The sequence below is a fragment of the Sphingomonas sp. Leaf230 genome, assembly GCF_001421745.1.
In the GTDB taxonomy this organism is placed as follows: Bacteria; Pseudomonadota; Alphaproteobacteria; order Sphingomonadales; family Sphingomonadaceae; genus Sphingomonas.
The window spans coordinates 184,312-201,582 of record NZ_LMKW01000010.1; the positions used below are offsets into that span (position 1 = coordinate 184,312).

A 17,271-nucleotide genomic window follows, 5' to 3' on the forward strand; every position below is an offset into this window, starting at 1 on the left:
CTTACAGGTACCGCCACCACCAGCCGGTATGGGTCCGTTTGAACTGTCCGAACCACCGGCACGCGAACCAGCACGGCACGGCGGCGGCGGCGGCAACGAGCCAGATCGAGGCAACGTTCGGGACGCTGACCAGCCCCTTGATCGCACCGCCCGTCACCGCGCCGGTCAGGCTGTTCGCGCCGTGGAGCAGGAAGAGGTGCAGGATGTAGAAGAACAACGGCGCCGATCCGAACACTACCAGTACGCGGTTCAGCCGCGCCGATGTGCGCTCGAACGCCGCGAGAAGCAGCATGCCGATGCCGAGCGTGAGCAGGATGAAATCTGCGGACGGCGGATATTTGGTGAGGTTGAGGATGCTCATGATCGTCGCGAGCGGTGTCTTGCCGACCTGCCATGGCAGCGGCTCGCCGTAGCCGTTGATCGCGCGCAGTACCGCGAACAACGCGAGCGCCGCAGCGCCGGTCACCACCAGGCGGCGGCGACGAACGTCTTGGTCGACTTGCCGCGCGAACCACGGCCCGATCGACCAGCCGAGCGCGATGACTCCGATCCAGGGCAGCAACGGATAGGACGTCCGCGCCCGCGCGCCGAACGGCAGGTCGATGAACCCGCGGTCGTGCAACATGCTCCAGGCGACGTAGCCCGGCTGGTCGGGTGTGAAAATGATCGGATCGAGCAGATTGTGGCCCAGCACGATCGCCAGCCCGAGGACGAGCACGGCGATGCGCGGAAGATGGACCAGCGCCGCCAGGGCGATCATCGACAGCCCGATCACCCAGATCACCTGGAGATAGACGATCGCGGGGGTGGGATCGAACGACCAGGCGAAATTGACGACCGTCACTTCGAGCGCGACGAGGAACAGCCCGCGCTTCAGCAGGAACGACGACGCCGCTGTCCTGCCGCCGCCGGCATCTCCGCCGCGCGAGTCCGCGTACAACGACGCCGCGAGCCCGGTCAGCAACACGAAGACGGGTGCACACAGATGCGCCGTGAGCCGCGTGAAGAACAGGGTGGGCGGCGTCGCGGGCAACGCCATCGGGTCGCTCACCTGCATAGGGTAATAGAAGAGTTCGCGGGTGTGATCGACGAGCATCAGCAGCATCACGAACCCGCGCAACGCATCGACCGAGACGATCCGCATGCGCTTGGAGGGCGCGCCCGTCGGCGCTTGCACAGGGGTAGCGGATGCTGAGGCGGGCGTTCCGGCGACGTTGGGTATCGGACTGAAAACGGTTGACAAGATCGAAGCACCTCCGCCAATCGCGATGTTACATCATCACAGAGAAGGCAACATTTTTTGTCGACGCGTCCACGATCGATCGCCTTCGCGAGCATTTTTCTGCTGCTCGCCTGTCCCGTTCCTGCCGAGGCGCAGGACAAGACCGACCGCGAGCCGGAGCGCGAGGAACGGCGGGTCGATGGCGAGGCCGAGACGATCGTCGTTCTCGGCACGCGCAGCACGCGGGCGGATCGGACCTTGTCATCGGACCTCGCCACCGAACGCATGTCGCAATCCAGCCGCTCGCTCGAACGCGACCTGCTCACTGCGGCGGGGACGTACCGGCTCGGCGATGCGCTCGAACTCGTCAGCGGCGTCAGCAACCAGAACAACCGCGGCGGCTTTCTCGACAATTTCGCGATCCGCGGGTTCCTCGGCACGCCCGACGGCGGCGCCGAATATTATGTCGACGGGTTCCTCGCCAATCGTGGCCTCGCGCCGCCGCGCGATCCGGCGACGACCGAGCGGATCGAGGTGTTGAAGGGGCCGGCCGGCGCGCTGTTCGGCGACATCGATCCGGGCGGCCGCGTCAACATCGTCAGCAAGACGCCGCGCTTCACGCCCAGCGCGACCGCGACGTTCACCTATGGCTCGTTCGACACGCGCCGGGTCGAGATCGACGCGACGGGTCCGCTGTCCGACACGATCGCCGCGCGGATCGTCGTCGCCACCGAGGACAGCGATGGCTGGCGCGATTTCGTGCCGTTGCGCCGCCGCGTCGTCGCGCCCTCGCTGACCTGGGCACCGCGCGATGGCCTTCGGCTGACCTATGTCGGCGAGATCACGCGGTTCGACGCGCCGTTCGATCGCGGCATCCCGGCGATCGGCGGCGACGCCAACGCGCTGCCAAGATCGCGCTTCTATGGCGAGCCCGGCGACGGCACGACGCGGTTTCGCAACCAGCGTCACCAACTGACCGGCGAGGCGCAGCTCGACGACCGCATCTCGCTCAATGGCGGCGTGGCCTGGCGGACGGGATCGCTCCGCGGGTTCTCGTCCGACCAGTCGCGGCTCGTCGGCGGCCAGACGCTGTGGCGACAGCGGCGCGCGCGCGACTATACCGTCGACGATCTGTCCGCGCGGCTGGAACTGACCGGACGGTTCGGCGCGCACCGTGCCAGCGTCGGCGTGAAGGGCTATACGCTCGACTATCACGAGGGACTGTTGCGGCGGAACCCGACCGCGACCAACCCGCACGCGATCGACGTGTTCGCGCCGGTCTACGGCGGGCAGGCGCTGCCGCTGGCGCCGTTCACGGACAATGACGAGACGCGGCGGTCCGCCACGCTGTATGCGCAGGACATGTGGGACGTGACGGATCGGTTCACGCTGACGGGCGGCGTTCGCTTCGACGCGTATCGCCAGCAGATCCACAACAACCGTACCGGCGTGGTCGGGCGCACGGTCGACGAGCCGGTGAACTTCCGGCTGGGTGGCCGATACGCGCTGAGCGACGTCTTCGCCGTCCATGCGAACTGGGGCGAGAGCTTCCTGCTCAACTCGGGTACGGGGCGCGACAATCAGGGATTCTCACCCGAACGCGGCAAGGGGTACGAAATCGGCGGCACGGCCGCATTGCCGGGCGTGGACATCGCGGTGACGTATTTCAACATCGCCAAGCGCGACATCCTGACCAACGATCCGGTCGATCCGAACTTCCTCGCGCCGGTCGGCAAGCTGTCGAGCAAGGGCATCGAGTTCGACGCCTCGGTGCGCCTGGCGAAGCGCTGGCAGGTCGTCGCGAACTATGCGTGGACGCGCGCGCGGACCGACGACAGCATCTTCGCGACCGACCGCGTGCTGAACGTGCCCGAACATGCCGCGACGCTGTTCGCGATCGGGCGCTTCCTCGACGACGAGGGGCGTGGGCCCTCGATCAGCGCCGGTGCCAGCTATGTGGGCAAGCGGGCGGGCGCGATCGATACCAGCGGGCTCGTCCTGCCCGACTATGTGAAGGCCAAGGCGGCGGTCGAATACGCGGTCTCGCGGCGCCTGTCGGTGCGCGCCGAGGCCGACAACCTGTTCGACGCCCGGTTCGCGCAGAGTTCGTACAGCCCGGTGTGGATCTTCCCGGGGGCACCGCGGACGGTCCGGCTGTCGGTCCGACTGAGCCAGTGATCCGCGGCGAACGTTGCCCCGTTAGAAGAACAGCTTGCGGATGCTGAGCCGGACGGTGCGGCCGAGCGGGTCGAGATAGTCGGGCTGGTAGGTGTTGGGCACCGTGCCGGTCGCGTCGGTGACGCGCTGGCGGGTGTTGAAGACGTTATCGACCGACAGGCTGACGCGCATGCCGCGCAGCCACGGATGCGCCTTCACCCATTCGAGCCGCTGGCCGAGATCGGCGAACAGGCGGGCGTTGGCAGTGGCGAGGCCGCCGAAGTTGAGCGTCTCGGGTGCGGCGATCGTGCCGCCGTTGACGCGCGTGCCGGTCGCGTAGTTGGCGGAGATGCGCGCGCCGAGACCGTTGTTGGTGTATCCGGCTTGCGCCTCCAGCTCGTGACGCGCCTGCCCGCCGCTGTTGCCGATCGCGTCACCGTTCAGCAGGTTCAGGCTCGGGCCACCGTCTGCGACGAGGACGCGATCGGTGAAGTGCCAGGTGTGGTAAACCGCGAACTGGATGCGGCCGCCGGCCTGCCCGCCACGACCACCGAAACCACCGGGGCCGCGTCCGCCACCGCCCGCCCCCCCGCCGGGGCCACCAGCGCCGGGACCGCCACGCGCACCGTCGCCGCGCGGGCCATCGCCGCCTGCGCCATCGGGACGACGGCCGCCAGGCGGTTGCAGGCCCTCGAACGGGTTGGGACCGGTGCCGGCACGATACGCCTCGAGTTCACGCTGGATCTTCGACTTGAGCGGCGCGGAGAAGTTGATGCCCCAGCGGAGTTCGGAGCGGTCGCTGCGCGCGAAATTGATCGGCCGGCGATCGACCTGCAGCAAATTGCCCTCTAAATCGCGCCGAAAGCGATCGGGGAATGCGTCCGCGATCGCCGCCGTGACGGCGGGAAACGCCGCGATCGGGTTGTCGACCCGGCTCTCGACATAGTTGGCGGTGATCGAGAGGTCCTTGGCGGACCAGGGCTTCAGGGTCAGCCCGACTTTCTTGACGTGGTTGTTGTCCGCGACCAGCCCAGGATTGCCGCCGCTGATCGTCGTGACGGTCGCGGTTTCGCCGCGCACGTAATCGAACACGCGGACGTTGGGCGTGGTGATCTGTGGATTGCCGAGTTGCTGTGCGGTCGGTGCCTCGTCGGTGTCGGTCACCGAGGCGATCACCCGCACACCCTCGATCGGCGACCAGTTCGCACCGTAGCCGAGCGTGGTCAGCGTACCGAAGTCCGAGAGGTGATCCTCGGCAAGGTTGAAGTTCGCCGATAGCGTGCCGAGGAACGGCAGCACGTTCTTCGAGCGGCTGGTGAGGGGCACGTCGACGTTGATCTGGCCGTTGACCGTATCGCGCGAGACCTGTCCGGGGGTCTCTCTCACGGACTGATCGATGGTGCGATACGAGCGACTTTTGAAATCGGCGGTTTCGGCACCGAGCTTGATCGTCGTCGAGACTGCCCCCGCGGGTAGCGAGAACAGAGTGCCGTTCGCGACCGCGTCAAGTTCGCCGGTGCTCTGCGTCGCATAGGCACGGTTGCCGGGCAGTGCGCCGAAGTCGCTCGCGCTCAGGCGGCCGAACGGGTTGGCGGTCGGATCGCCGGCGCGGATGCGGGCATTGAAGGCGCTCGCGTCGACGCCGGTCTCTGTGAAGGTCTGCGTGTCGCTGCGGTCGTAATTGCCCGTCACGTTCCAGCGCCACGTGCCGATATCACCGTTGAGCGTGGTGCCGAGATGCGCGGCGATCGAGGAGGTGCGCTGGGTCAACGGCAGGACGCCGTCGTCCTCGATCGCGCGGTTGATGGCCGTGGTGCTGCCGAACGGTGTCAGCGCGACGACGGGCAGGCCGTTTAGGCTGCGGCTGTCAGTCGATTCTAAGCGGCCGTTGATCGTCGCACCGATATTGCCGAAGATGTTGCGCGCATAGACGCTGTTCGCGGTGAAGGTGCTGGTCGCGGGCTGGAGCGTCCGGAACGGCCGCTGGTCGACGACATTGCCATCCGCGCCGAGCGCGCTGTTGGCAGTTCGATCCGGCTGGAGGATGTCGCGCTGCGATTCGGTGAGCGGCTCGCTCGACGTGTATTCGACGTGCAGGTTGAGCCGTCGATCGCGGGCGATGTTGAGCATGTCTAGCGAGCCCTTGGGGGTATTGCCCCCGCCCTCGGTCGCCTGGGTATCGGCGGCCTCGGCGGTCACCGCGCGGAAGCGGCGGCGCAGGACGAAGTTCACGACCTTCTGATCGGCGCGATAGCCGTATTTGAGCGCGACCTCCTCGGGCAGGATCTCGACGCGCTGGATCGCCTCGGTCGGGATGTCGCGGATCTCGCTGAAGCTGGAGATGCGGCGGCCGTTGAGCAGCACGACCGGCGCGCCGCCGCTGCCACGACCACTGGTGGTCTGCGGGCTGAGTTCGTTCAGCAGGTCGGAGACGGTGCTGACGCCGTAGGATCGAATCTCTGCTTGGCCCAGCGTCTGGTCGGGCGGAATGTCGCCGATCACCGCGCCCGGCAGCTTGCGCGAACCCGTGACGACGATCTCCTCGGATTCTGCGCCCTCGTCCTGCTCGGGCGCTTGCGCGGCGGGCGCGGCAGCTGGACGCGACGGTGCCTGTTGCGCGGCCACCATTGCGGGCATGCTCACTGCCAGAACCAGACCCAAACTGCGCATACCCGTTCCACCCCGATGATCGAGCATGCCGATTAGGCGGCAATTGTCGCAGGATTGTGCCGGTTCGGCGGTGCTTTCGTCACAAGCGCGACTTATCGCGACATATGCGCTTCCATCTCCTCCAGCGGCACGCCCTTGGTCTCGGGGAAGTAGAGGAACACGGTCACGAACTGCACCGCCATCATCGCGGCGAAGAACAGGAACGGGGCGCCTGCCGACCATGCTGCGGCGATCGGGAAGACCTGCGCGATCACCGCGTTCCAGCCCCAATGGCTCGACGAGCCGATGCTTGAGCCGCGGGCGCGGACGTTCTGCGGGAAGACCTCCGAGATATAGACCCAGATCACCGCGCCCGAGCCCGGCGCGAAGAACATGATGAAGACGATCAGCGACGGCAGCAGCAGCCAGTTGGGCAGCACGCCGAGTAGCGCCAGCCCGCCGATGGTGAGCGCCACGGTCATGCCGGCAGAGCCCCAGAGCAGCAGCGTGCGACGGCCGATCCGGTCGATCAACAGCATCCCGAGCAGCGTGAAGACCATGTTGGCAACCCCGATCATCACCGCCTGGAGATCGGGCGAAAGGCTGCCGCCGGACGCCTTGAAGATGTCGTTCAGGTAATAGAGAAACGCGTTGATGCCGCTGAACTGGTTGAACATCGCGACCAGGAAGGCGAGCGTGATCGGCTTGCGGTGGCGCGTCCAGGACAGCGACGCTTCGCCCTTCGGCGCATCGAGGTCCGCGCGCGCGACGTCGGGACTCATTCCGACCAGCGCCAGCACCTGCTTCGCCTCGACGTCGCGGCCCTTGGCGAGCAGCCAGCGCGGCGAATTGGGAATGCGGAACAGCAATGCGAAGAACACCAGCGACGGCGCCGCGACGATCCCGAGCTTCCACCGCCACTCGACGTCGCCGAGATCGAGCGAACCGATGACCGCGTTCGAGACATAGGCGAGCAGGATGCCGAGGATGACCGCGAACTGGAAGCCGCCGACCATTTTCCCGCGCTGAGCAGGCGGTGCGAGCTCGGCGATATAGGCGGGCGCGAGTACCGACGAGCCGCCGATCGCGATGCCGTTGATGAAGCGGAACCCGATGAAGCTGTGCCAGTTCCACGCCAGCGCACAGCCGAGCGCGGTGACGACGTACAGGAAGGCGAGCATCCGCAGCACGTTGCGACTGCCGTAGCGATCGCCGAGCGTGCCCACGAACAGCGCGCCGATCAGCGTACCCCAGAGCGCGGACGACACGGTAAACCCGAGCCACGCCTCGCTGAGCGCGAACTTCGCCTTGAGTGCGCCGGTGACGCCGGCGATCACCGCGGTGTCGAAACCGAACAACAGTCCCGCGAGCGCGGCAGTGGCGACGCTCGCGATCAGGACGGTGCTGGGCTGGGCCGAAGGGCGAGATGCGGTGGGCGCGATCGTCATGTCCGGCACGTTTCAACAGTTTGACGGCCGCCGCAAGCGCCGCAAGGCCGCCGACACCCCCACGATGAGCCGGTTCGACGAAAACACCCATTTCAGGTCTTTGAAAGCGCGTTAACGAATCGCCGACTAGCCCGTGCACATTGACAGGCGCAAAGGGGCGAGGCGTTGCCGACCGCAGTGATGAGAATCGTGATGGCAGCTGCGGCGTCGGTGGCGGCGATCGCCGTGCCGGGGACCGCCTGGGCTGCCTGCGGTGTCGCGAAGACCTCTGCCGCCGATGTTGGTACCTTCTCGCCGGCTGCGCTCTATTCGACCGACACGGTGCCGTCGGCGATGCCCTACGTCGCGACCACCGGGTCGTTCGGCTGCGCCAACACCACGCTGCTGGCGCTGATGTCGAACGATTCGCTCGTCGCCACGGTCAAGGCGGGAACGGTCCTCCAGCTGAAGTCCGGCACGGCGACCGCCACCTACCTGCTGGCGGCGGACCCCGCCGGCCAGTATCCGCTCGTCCCGGGCACGTCGCGAACACTCGTCAATGGCACCGGCTTGGCGCTGCTCAGCAACGGGCGCGCTGCCGTGCCGATCTACCTGAAGGCGCGGAGCACGACCAGCCTGGCACCCGGTGTCTATACCGGCAGTTTCGAGGTGAAGTGGGACTGGTCGTTCTGCACGCTGCTCGGGCTGGACGCGCTTGGGCTGGTGAATATTTGCTTGAACCGCGATAGCGGCAGCGCCAGCGGGACCGTCGCCGTCACCATGACCGTCGCCGAAAAGGGCGCGATCGTCTCCGTTTCGCAGCGGACCACATGGGAAGCGTCCGCATCGACCAACAACCCCAAGGCCATCCCCGGCTCGAAATTGCGGATCATGATGCGGATCGAGAATCCCGACATCGTGCCGCTCGACCTCAACACGCTCGCCGTGACGCTGCCCACCCCCGCCGGGCTGCGCATCGCGCTCGACGGGGACGGCACGGGGAACGGCCCGGTCGTGCGGGGTGACGATACCACCGGCACGACCGGGTTGCGGTTCAGCTATGTGTCGCCGTCGGACGGCGGCGACGACGTCGATTTCGCCACCGGCAGCAACGTCTGGGGCTACACCCCGGTCGCCGGCGATGCGACGACGCAAGGGCTGGTCACCGCGGTAAAGTTCAATCCGAAGGGCAAGATGGCCGCCGGCACCGCCTACACGATCTCGATTCCCTATTCGGTCAAATGATCAGGCCGGCACGTCGGTAGCAGGCGAAGCAGGCATGCCGCCGACGATCTCCATCTTGGTCGCGGTCGAGCCGACTTCGATTCCCGCCTCGCGGAACTGGCGGAGCAATGTGAACAGCAGTTCGCTGCGCATCGGATAGGCATCGCGCGGGCTCGCCACGTACGCGAAGCAGTTGAACTTGGCGCGGCCGGCGTCGATCGAATCGATGAACACCTTGGGCTCGGGATCGTCGAGCACCTCGTGCTTCTCCGCGAACGCCGCGAACAGCATCGTCCGCACCGCATCCAGATCCTCCTCGAGCGGCACCGAGAATTGCAGCTGGATCCGGCCGATGGGTGCTGCCAGCGTCATGTTCTGGATGGTCTTGGTGATCAGCTCCGAATTCGGTACGATCAGCGTCGAGCGGTCCGCCACCTGGATCTCGGTCGAGCGGACGTTGATGCGCTTCACGTCGCCCTCCATGTTGCCGATCCGGACGAGGTCGCCGATCTTCACAGGGCGCTCGGCAAGCAGGATCAGCCCCGACACGAAGTTCTGCGTGATTGCCTGGAGGCCGAACCCGATCCCGACCGACAGCGCGCCGAGCACCACGGCGAGCTTCTCCATGCCGATCCCGAGCGCGCCGAGCGCCCACAGCACCGCGGCGATGATCCCGGCATAACGCGCGACCATCATCACCGAATTCTGCGCGCCGGCATCCATCGCGGTGGTCGGCAAATAGCTGTTCACCAGCCAGTGCTGCAGCCCGCGCATGATCGCGAGCGCTACGAACAGCACCGCGATCGAGCGCAGCACCGCCCCCGGCGAGATCGTGACCTGGCCGATCGTCACGCCGTTCGCGACCGTCCCGAACAGCTCGAACGCCGAGCCGACGCCCGCCCCGAACGGCGCCATCACCGCGCCGACCGCGAGCAGGATCAGCAGCAGCCGCAACACCGCGGACAGCAGTACGCCGATCTGGTCGACGGTCTTGTTGTCGACCCCGAACCCGCTGTTCGCCGAACGCCCGAGACGGTTGCCGCTCGACAGCAGCGTCCGGCACGCATCGTCGGTGAACGTCATCATCAGGTACAACGACGCGCCGACGATCGCCCCCCACAGCAACCACGTCGCGACCTTCAGCGCGAAGTTCACATAGCCGATCAGCCCGGCGATCAGCGTCACGAGCAGGACCAGCCAGACCAATGTCGCGACGATCGCGAGCAGCGTGTTGCGCGCGGGCTTTGTCGGGTCGGGCAGCGCGGCGGCGCGCAACCGGCCTAGCGTCACCAGGATCGCGCCGAGCAGGACGATGTGGAGCAACGCAACGACCGCGTTGGCCGCGCTCGATGCCGGCGCGCTGATGCCGATCAGCGTGTTCGTCGCGATCAGCAGCTGGCCGAAAAAGATCAGCCCGGCGGCCATCCAGGTGTACGGGCGCAGCGCCTGCGCGGCCGGGTCGCCGATCGGCAGCAGCCGCCATGTGGACTGGCCGCGCAGCAGGAGCGCACCGCCGAGCGACGACACGAACGCGCAGAACCATGTGATCCCGACGAAGAGCGCGCCGAACCGGCTCCAGGCGGGCGATACCAGCCCGGCCCAGCGCAGCGAGGCGACGATCGCCCAGGCGGCGAGGCCGGGCAGCGCGGTGCCGATCACGACCAACCACAGCGCATAGGCCGAGCGTCGCAGGCGACCGCCGGGCGCGTGGTTGGTCGCGTAGCGCCGGCCGACGCCGTGCAGCCAGCGTCGTAGCGGCACGATCAGCACCAGCGCGGTTAGGATCCCGATCAGCAGGCCGGTGCCGGCGCGCATGTCGAACCGCGCGCCGAACTGGCGGATCTCGACATTGGCGAACCGCATCATGCGCGCGGTGTCGCGCGGCAGGTGATCGACGATCGCGGCCCATAATGTCGGCGACAGCGGCGAGCCGGTGTTTTCGGACAGTTGCTGGCCGAGTTCCTCCGCCTCGGCCGCACCGATATCGTCGATCTGCTGCTTGGCCTCGATCCCGATGAGGCGTGCACGCTTGATCGCGGAGTCGATCGCCGACTGGCTCTGCGCGAGGAGCTTGCGTTGCTGGCGGATCTCGGGCGCTTCGACGACGCCAGGGGTGGCGGCACCAAGTTCCGCGACACGCGCCTGGACGAGGGCCATCTCAGGAGTGAGCGTGCGAACGGCGTCGGCGGCGGTGGTCTGCACGGTTTGCGCGCGGGTGCGGAGAGCCTGGCGCGCCTTGTCGTCGCGCGCGGCGGGCGTGGCGTCGTCGATCGCCTGGAGTTCGGCGGAGGCTTGCGTCAGGCTGGCACCGACGGTCGCGACCTTGGGCTCGTCCTGCGCGATCCCGGGGAGCGCGGTGGCTAGGAGGAGGAGCGCGGCGAGGTAACGGAGGAGGGTCATCCGGGGTGCTGTACAGCGATGGGGTCGGAAACGGGAGGGGTGGTGGCGTTGGGCTTGGGTACCGGCACCGCTGCCGCTGTTTTCGGCAAGCCTCAGGATGAGCGCCTGCCCATCACACGTCCCACCCCGGCGAAGGCCGGGGCCCAGATGGCAAGTCGCTGTAACGGAGCGCTGGCCTCAATCACCTGCCGCTCCCAACTGGACCCCGGCCCTCGCCGGGATGGTGTTCTTGTTGGGGGCGTCATCCTAAGAACACAGCCGTTGTCGACGCTTCCTTGTTCTCCCGCGAAGGCGGGAGCCCAGACTGGGTCCCCGCCTTCGCGGGGAAACATAGATGCGGTCCGGCTCCACACAGGCGCTCCGAGCAACGCGCGCTCTACCCTCTCCGTCACCCCGGCGGGGGCCGGGGCCCACCGGCCCGCACAGTCAAGTCTCTCGGGTGTGCGGAGCGGTGGATGCCGGAACGAGTCCGGCATGACGGGGCGGCCGGCGGCGGGGACGGGACGGCGCTTGGTTCGGACCCGACGCGCGTTCAGTCCAGCTCGAGGATTACCTGATCCACCGCCAAGCTGTCCCCGGTCTTCGCTGCGACCGACTTCACCGTCCCCGTCTTCTCGGCGCGGAGGATGTTCTCCATCTTCATCGCCTCGACCACCGCGAGCGCCTGCCCCGCCTCTACTCTGTCGCCCGCCGCGACGTCGAGCCGCACCAGCAACCCAGGCATCGGGCAGATCAGGAATTTCGACAGATCGGGCGCGACCTTCTCGATCAGGTGCGTGGTGTAGGGTGCCACTCGAGCGGGCAGTACGCGGGCGACGTGGCTTGCGCCGCGGGTCGTCAGCTTGAAGCCGGCGCGGGCCTTGGCGATGCGGATCGTCAGGTGTTCGTCGCCATCCGCGCCGTGGCCGTCTGCGACCACCATGCGGTCGCCCGGCGTATATTCGAGTGCCAGGTCGAGCTCTTCGCCATCCACCATGATGCCGTCGGTCGAGACTGTCACCGCATGGTCGATCTTGTCGATGGTCACCACCCAGTCGGCGGGCGGACGGAGGCGCTTGCCGAGCTGGCCATCGATGCGGCGGGCGCGGTCGGCTTCTGCCGTGGCGGCGAAGGCAGCGACGGCGGCGAGCGTCTTCAGCAGTTCAGCGTTGGCGGGGGCGCCGTGGAAGCCTTCTGGATATTCCTCGGCGATGAAGCCCGTGGTTAGTGCGCCCGACTGGAAGCGCGGGTGCTGCATGATCGCCGAGAGGAAATCGATGTTGTTGCCCGGACCTTCCAGCTCGAACGCGTCGAGCGCGGCGATCTGCGCGGCGATCGCGCCGTCGCGGGTGGGTGCCCAGGTGATGAGCTTGGCGATCATCGGGTCGTAGAACATGCTGACCTCGCCGCCCTCGCAGACGCCGTCGTCGACACGGACTCTCGCTTCCCCCCCGCCCGCTTGCGGGAGGGGGGAAGTTTCCGGTGGGTTGTAGCGGACGAGGCGACCGATGCTCGGCAGGAACCCGCGATATGGGTCCTCGGCGTACACGCGGTTCTCGATCGACCAGCCGTTGAGCTTCACCTCGTCCTGCGTGAACTCGAGCGGCTCACCCGCAGCGACACGGATCATCAGTTCGACGAGATCGAGCCCAGTGATCTCCTCGGTCACGGGATGCTCAACCTGGAGCCGGGTGTTCATCTCGAGGAAGTAGAACCCCTCCCCCGTCGTATCCGCGCCCGAGACGATCAGCTCGACTGTCCCCGCCGAATAATAGCCGACCGCCTGCGCCAGTGCGACCGCCTGCTCGCCCATCGCTTTCCGCATCTTCGGCGTGACGAACGGCGACGGCGCCTCCTCGACGACCTTCTGGTGCCGCCGTTGGATCGAGCATTCGCGCTCGTTCAAATAGACGATGTTGCCGTGCTGGTCGCCGATCAGCTGGATCTCGATATGGCGCGGCGATTCGATGAACTTCTCGATGAACACGCGGTCGTCCCCGAAGGACGCCAGCCCCTCACGCTTGGTCGCCTCGAAGCCTTCGCGGACGTCCTGTTCGCTGTACGCGAGCCGCATACCCTTGCCGCCGCCGCCGGCCGACGCCTTCATCATCACCGGATAGCCGATGCCGCCGGCGATCTCGACCGCGTGATCGGTACTGTCGATCTCTCCGAGATAACCCGGCACGACGTTGACGCCCGCGGCCTTGGCGAGCTTCTTCGATTCGATCTTGTCGCCCATCGCGGCGATCGCGTTGGGCGGAGGCCCGACGAACGCGATCCCGGCCTCGGCGCACGCCAGCGCGAAACTCTCGCGTTCGGAGAGGAAGCCGTAGCCGGGGTGAATACAGTCCGCGCCGGTTTCCTTGGCCGCGAGCAATATCAGCTCGGCCTTTAGATAGCTTTCGGCGGCGGGTGCCGGCCCGAGACGCACGCTCTCATCGGCCATCAGCACGTGTGGCGCGCGCGCGTCGGCATCAGAATAGACCGCGACGGTCTTGATGCCCATCGCCTTGGCGGTCCGCATGACCCGACACGCGATCTCGCCCCGATTGGCGACCAGGATTTTCTTGAACATCACTCGCCCTAATCTGTGCCGTCTTGCCGGACGCGGTCCGGGTTCGGACTGGTTATTGGTACCAAATCATCGTCTTGAGCTGCTTCGTGCGGGCCTGCGTCAGATCGGTCCGACACCCCGCGATCGTCATGCCCTGCGCCGAACCGCCGGCATATTGCCCGCCTTCGATCACGCACTGCGTATCGCGGAACTTGAGCCAGGCGCGCTGGCTCTCCAGTAGCGCGGCGGCGTAGCCGAACCCGCCGCCGCGCGACCCATCCTGCGCGTCGCGCCCCTTCATATAGGCGTAGGTCCGCTTCCACTGCGCGGCCATCGCCGCATCCGCCCGCGCGTAACTCGTACCGGCGGAGGCGTTCATCGTCGCCTGCGACTGCATCGGAGCCGCCGCGGTCATCAGAAGTGCGATCAGCAGCATGTCTTGGCCTCCCGCATCGGCTCCGCGCCGACCATCGGTTTCATCCCGAGCTTCGCCAGCAGCGTCGCATCCGCGCTGTCGCCGGCGTTGCCGGTGGTCAGCAGCTTGTCGCCGGTGAAGATCGAGTTCGCGCCGGCCATGAAGCAGAGCGCCTGGGTCGCCTCGGACATGCTCTCGCGCCCGGCCGACAGGCGCACCATGCTCAGCGGCATCGTGATCCGTGCGACGGCGACCGTCCGGACGAACTCGATGTCGTCGATCTGCGCCATCGGCGTGCCGGCGAGCATGTCGCCGAGCGGCGTGCCTTTGACCGGGACCAGCGCGTTGACGGGGACGCTCTCCGGGTGGCGTGGCAAGGTCGCCAGCGCGTGGACGAAGCCGACGCGGTCGCTGCGCGTCTCGCCCATCCCGACGATCCCGCCGCAGCAGACTGAAATGCCAGCGTCGCGGACATTCGCCAGCGTCTCCAACCGATCGCCGAAAGTTCGCGTGGTGATGACGTTGCCGTAATTCTCCGGCGAGGTGTCGATGTTGTGGTTGTAGTAATCGAGGCCTGCGTCGGCGAGCTGCTTGGCCTGGTCCGCGTCGAGCATGCCGAGCGTCATGCACGTCTCCAGCCCCATCGCGCGGACGCCTTCGACCATGGCCACGACCTTCGGCATGTCGCGCGGCTTCGGATTACGCCACGCGGCGCCCATGCAGAAACGCTGCGATCCGGCGGCTTTCGCCTGCGCGGCGTCGGCGAGGACCGCGTCGACGTCCATCAGCTTTTCCGCCTTTAGACCGGAGTCGGACGAGGCGGACTGCGAGCAATAGCCGCAATCCTCGGGGCAGCCGCCGGTCTTGATCGAGAGCAGCGTGCAGAGTTGGACCTCGCCGATCGCGTGATGCGCGCGGTGGACGGTCTGCGCGCGGAACATGAGTTCGTCGAACGGGAGGTCGAACAGCGCGGCGATCTCGGGACGGGTCCAGTCGGTGCGGGAAACGGGAGCATCGCGCACCAGGCTCGGAGCCACTGCATGTGCGAGAGTACGGAGGAGGGTATCGGTCATTCGGCGGCTTCCTCTTGCGGGGCCATGTTGTGGCCGAGGAGTTTCAACACGTCCTCGGCGGCCTGGATCAGGTTGGTGCCGGGGCCGAAAATCGCCTGGACCCCGGCATCGCGCAGCGCCTGATAGTCCTGTGCGGGGATAACGCCACCCGCGATCACCTTGATATCCGCGCGGCCCGCCTCGCGGAGATAGCCGATCAGCTCGGGGATCAGCGTCTTGTGGCCGGCGGCGAGTGACGAGGCACCGACGATATCGACGTCGTTTTCGAGCGCGAGCGCGGCGGCTTCGGCGGGGGTCTGGAACAGCGGGCCTGGCACGATCTCGAAGCCCAGGTCGCCGAACATCGACGAGACGAGGTTGGCGCCGCGGTCGTGCCCGTCCTGACCCATCTTGGCGACGAGCATGCGCGGTTTGCGGCCCATCCGGCGCTCGGTGGCCTCGACGCCATCGGTGAGGCGGGTCCAGCGGGCATCGTCTTCGTAAGCGCCGCCGTAGATGCCGGAGACGGGGGTGGGCTGCGTGCCGTAGCGGCCGAACACGTCTTCCATCGCGGAGGAGATTTCGCCGAGCGTGGCGCGGGCGCGGGCGCATTCAACGGCAAGCGCGAGGAGGTTTTCGGAGCCCTTCGCGCCTTCCCGCAACGCATCGAGGGCAGCACGGCACACGGCTTCGTCGCGCGTGGCCTTTACCCGGTTGATCCGCTCGATCTGGCCGGCGCGCACCGCGACGTTGTCCACGTCGAGGATCTCGATCGCGTCCTGTTCGGCGAGCTTGTACTTGTTCACGCCGACGATGACGTCCTCGCCGCGATCGACGCGCGCCTGGCGGCCGGCGGCGGCTTCCTCGATCATCGCCTTGGGCCAGCCTGACGCGACCGCCTTCGCCATGCCGCCCTCGGACTGGATCCGCTCGATCAACGCCCACGCGCCGTCGACCAGCGACTGCGTCAGGCTCTCGATATAATAGCTGCCGCCGAGCGGATCGACGACCTTGGTCATCCCCGTCTCTTCCTGGATCACGATCTGCGTATTGCGGGCAATTCGCGCGGAAAAGTCGGTCGGCAGCGCGATCGCCTCATCGAGCGCATTGGTGTGGAGTGACTGCGTGCCGCCGAGCATCGCCGCCATCGCCTCGATCGTCGTCCGCATGACGTTGTTGTACGGGTCCTGCTCGGTGAGCGAGACGCCGCTGGTCTGGCAATGCGTGCGGAGCATCTTCGAACGCTCGTCCTGCGCGCCCAATTGCGTCATCGCGCGGTGCCAGAGGACGCGGGCGGCGCGGAGTTTGGCGATCTCCATGAAGAAGTTCATGCCGATCGCGAAGAAGAACGATAGCCGCCCGGCGAACTTGTCGATGTCGAGGCCGCTCGCGACGCCGTATTTCACATACTCCATGCCGTCGGCGATCGTGAAGGCGAGTTCGTGAAGCTGCGTCGCCCCGGCTTCCTGCATGTGATAGCCGCTGATCGAGATGCTGTTGAACTTGGGCATCTCGCGCGACGTGTAGCCGAAGATGTCCGAGATGATCCGCATGCTCGGCTCGGGTGGGTAGATGTAGGTGTTGCGGACCATGAACTCCTTGAGGATGTCGTTCTGGATGGTCCCGTCGAGCAGTTTGCGGTCGACGCCCTGCTCCTCGCCGGCGACGATGAAGAAGGCGAGGATCGGGATCACCGCACCGTTCATCGTCATGCTGACCGACATCTTGTCGAGCGGAATGCCGTCGAACAGGATCTTCATGTCCTCGACCGAGTCGATCGCGACGCCCGCCTTGCCGACGTCGCCGGTGACCCGGGGGTGGTCGGAATCATAGCCGCGGTGCGTGGCGAGATCGAACGCTACCGACAGGCCTTTCTGGCCGGCGGCGAGGTTGCGGCGGTAGAACGCGTTCGAGGCTTCGGCGGTCGAGAAGCCGGCATATTGGCGGATTGTCCAGGGGCGGCCGGCGTACATCGACGCGCGGACGCCGCGGGTGAAGGGGGCGAAACCGGGGAGGCCTGGGTCGGCGGTGACGTCATCCGCGGTGTAGAGCGGTTTGACGTCGATGCCCTCGGGGGTCGGCCAGGTGAGGTCGGCGCCCTTTACTTCCTTGGTAGCGGCGGCCTGCCAGTCGGCGAGCGTGGGGGCGGATTCGGGCTTGTCGGTCATGCGAAGAACTTCACCCCGGCGAAG

Annotated in this window: 11 protein-coding genes; 3 read left to right on the top strand and 8 right to left on the bottom strand. The window is 67.0% G+C overall.

The window, feature by feature from the left end; all coding sequences use genetic code 11:
* Position 1: 1 nt before the first annotated feature.
* Positions 2–1,177 carry a DUF1624 domain-containing protein gene (locus ASE82_RS12870; protein ID WP_235524698.1) on the bottom strand — a complete coding sequence of 392 codons (1,176 nt, stop codon included), beginning with the start codon at positions 1,175–1,177 and terminating at the stop codon, positions 2–4.
* Between the two features lie 123 nt (positions 1,178–1,300).
* Between ASE82_RS12870 and ASE82_RS12875 the strand changes: the two genes are divergently transcribed.
* Positions 1,301–3,400, top strand: a complete 2,100-nt coding sequence (locus tag ASE82_RS12875) for a TonB-dependent siderophore receptor (RefSeq protein WP_056063910.1) — start codon at positions 1,301–1,303, stop codon at positions 3,398–3,400.
* A 21-nt stretch (positions 3,401–3,421) separates the two neighbouring features.
* Here the strand turns inward: ASE82_RS12875 and ASE82_RS12880 are convergent, their stop codons facing one another.
* Both ASE82_RS12880 and ASE82_RS12885 read right to left on the bottom strand, forming a co-directional pair.
* The gene (locus tag ASE82_RS12880; protein WP_162236747.1) at positions 3,422–6,016 is read right to left on the bottom strand and encodes a TonB-dependent receptor; all 2,595 of its coding nucleotides are present in this window, start codon (positions 6,014–6,016) and stop codon (positions 3,422–3,424) included.
* A gap of 125 nt (positions 6,017–6,141) precedes the next feature.
* Positions 6,142–7,476 (bottom strand): sugar porter family MFS transporter, encoded by a 1,335-nt coding sequence (locus tag ASE82_RS12885; protein WP_056063917.1) that lies wholly within the window; start codon positions 7,474–7,476, stop codon positions 6,142–6,144.
* Between ASE82_RS12885 and ASE82_RS20265 the strand changes: the two genes are divergently transcribed.
* Positions 7,460–7,591, top strand: a complete 132-nt coding sequence (locus tag ASE82_RS20265) for a hypothetical protein (protein ID WP_268795428.1) — start codon at positions 7,460–7,462, stop codon at positions 7,589–7,591. The genes ASE82_RS12885 and ASE82_RS20265 overlap by 17 nt on opposite strands.
* Before the next feature lie 65 nt (positions 7,592–7,656).
* The gene (locus tag ASE82_RS12890; RefSeq protein ID WP_082441492.1) at positions 7,657–8,700 is read left to right on the top strand and encodes a spore coat protein U domain-containing protein; all 1,044 of its coding nucleotides are present in this window, start codon (positions 7,657–7,659) and stop codon (positions 8,698–8,700) included.
* Here ASE82_RS12890 and ASE82_RS12895 read toward each other — a convergent pair whose 3' ends face one another.
* The 5 genes from ASE82_RS12895 to scpA all read right to left on the bottom strand — a co-directional run bounded on the left by ASE82_RS12895 (position 8,701) and on the right by scpA (position 17,247).
* A complete protein-coding gene (locus ASE82_RS12895; RefSeq protein ID WP_056063923.1) occupies positions 8,701–11,079 on the bottom strand; it encodes a DUF3772 domain-containing protein in 2,379 nt (792 codons plus the stop codon).
* 532 nt (positions 11,080–11,611) lie between these two features.
* Positions 11,612–13,633 (bottom strand): acetyl-CoA carboxylase biotin carboxylase subunit, encoded by a 2,022-nt coding sequence (locus ASE82_RS12900; protein WP_056063926.1) that lies wholly within the window; start codon positions 13,631–13,633, stop codon positions 11,612–11,614.
* 52 nt (positions 13,634–13,685) lie between these two features.
* Positions 13,686–14,048: a lysozyme inhibitor LprI family protein gene (locus tag ASE82_RS12905; RefSeq protein ID WP_056063929.1), complete on the bottom strand. Its 363-nt coding sequence runs from the start codon at positions 14,046–14,048 to the stop codon at positions 13,686–13,688.
* Positions 14,039–15,100: a biotin synthase BioB gene (gene bioB / locus ASE82_RS12910; protein ID WP_082441493.1), complete on the bottom strand. Its 1,062-nt coding sequence runs from the start codon at positions 15,098–15,100 to the stop codon at positions 14,039–14,041. The genes ASE82_RS12905 and bioB overlap by 10 nt, the downstream gene beginning before the upstream one ends.
* On the bottom strand, positions 15,097–17,247 hold the full coding sequence (gene scpA, locus ASE82_RS12915; RefSeq protein WP_056063932.1) for a methylmalonyl-CoA mutase: 2,151 nt from the start codon (positions 17,245–17,247) through the stop codon (positions 15,097–15,099). Before scpA ends, bioB begins: the two co-directional genes overlap by 4 nt.
* Between the last annotated feature and the right edge of the window lie 24 nt (positions 17,248–17,271).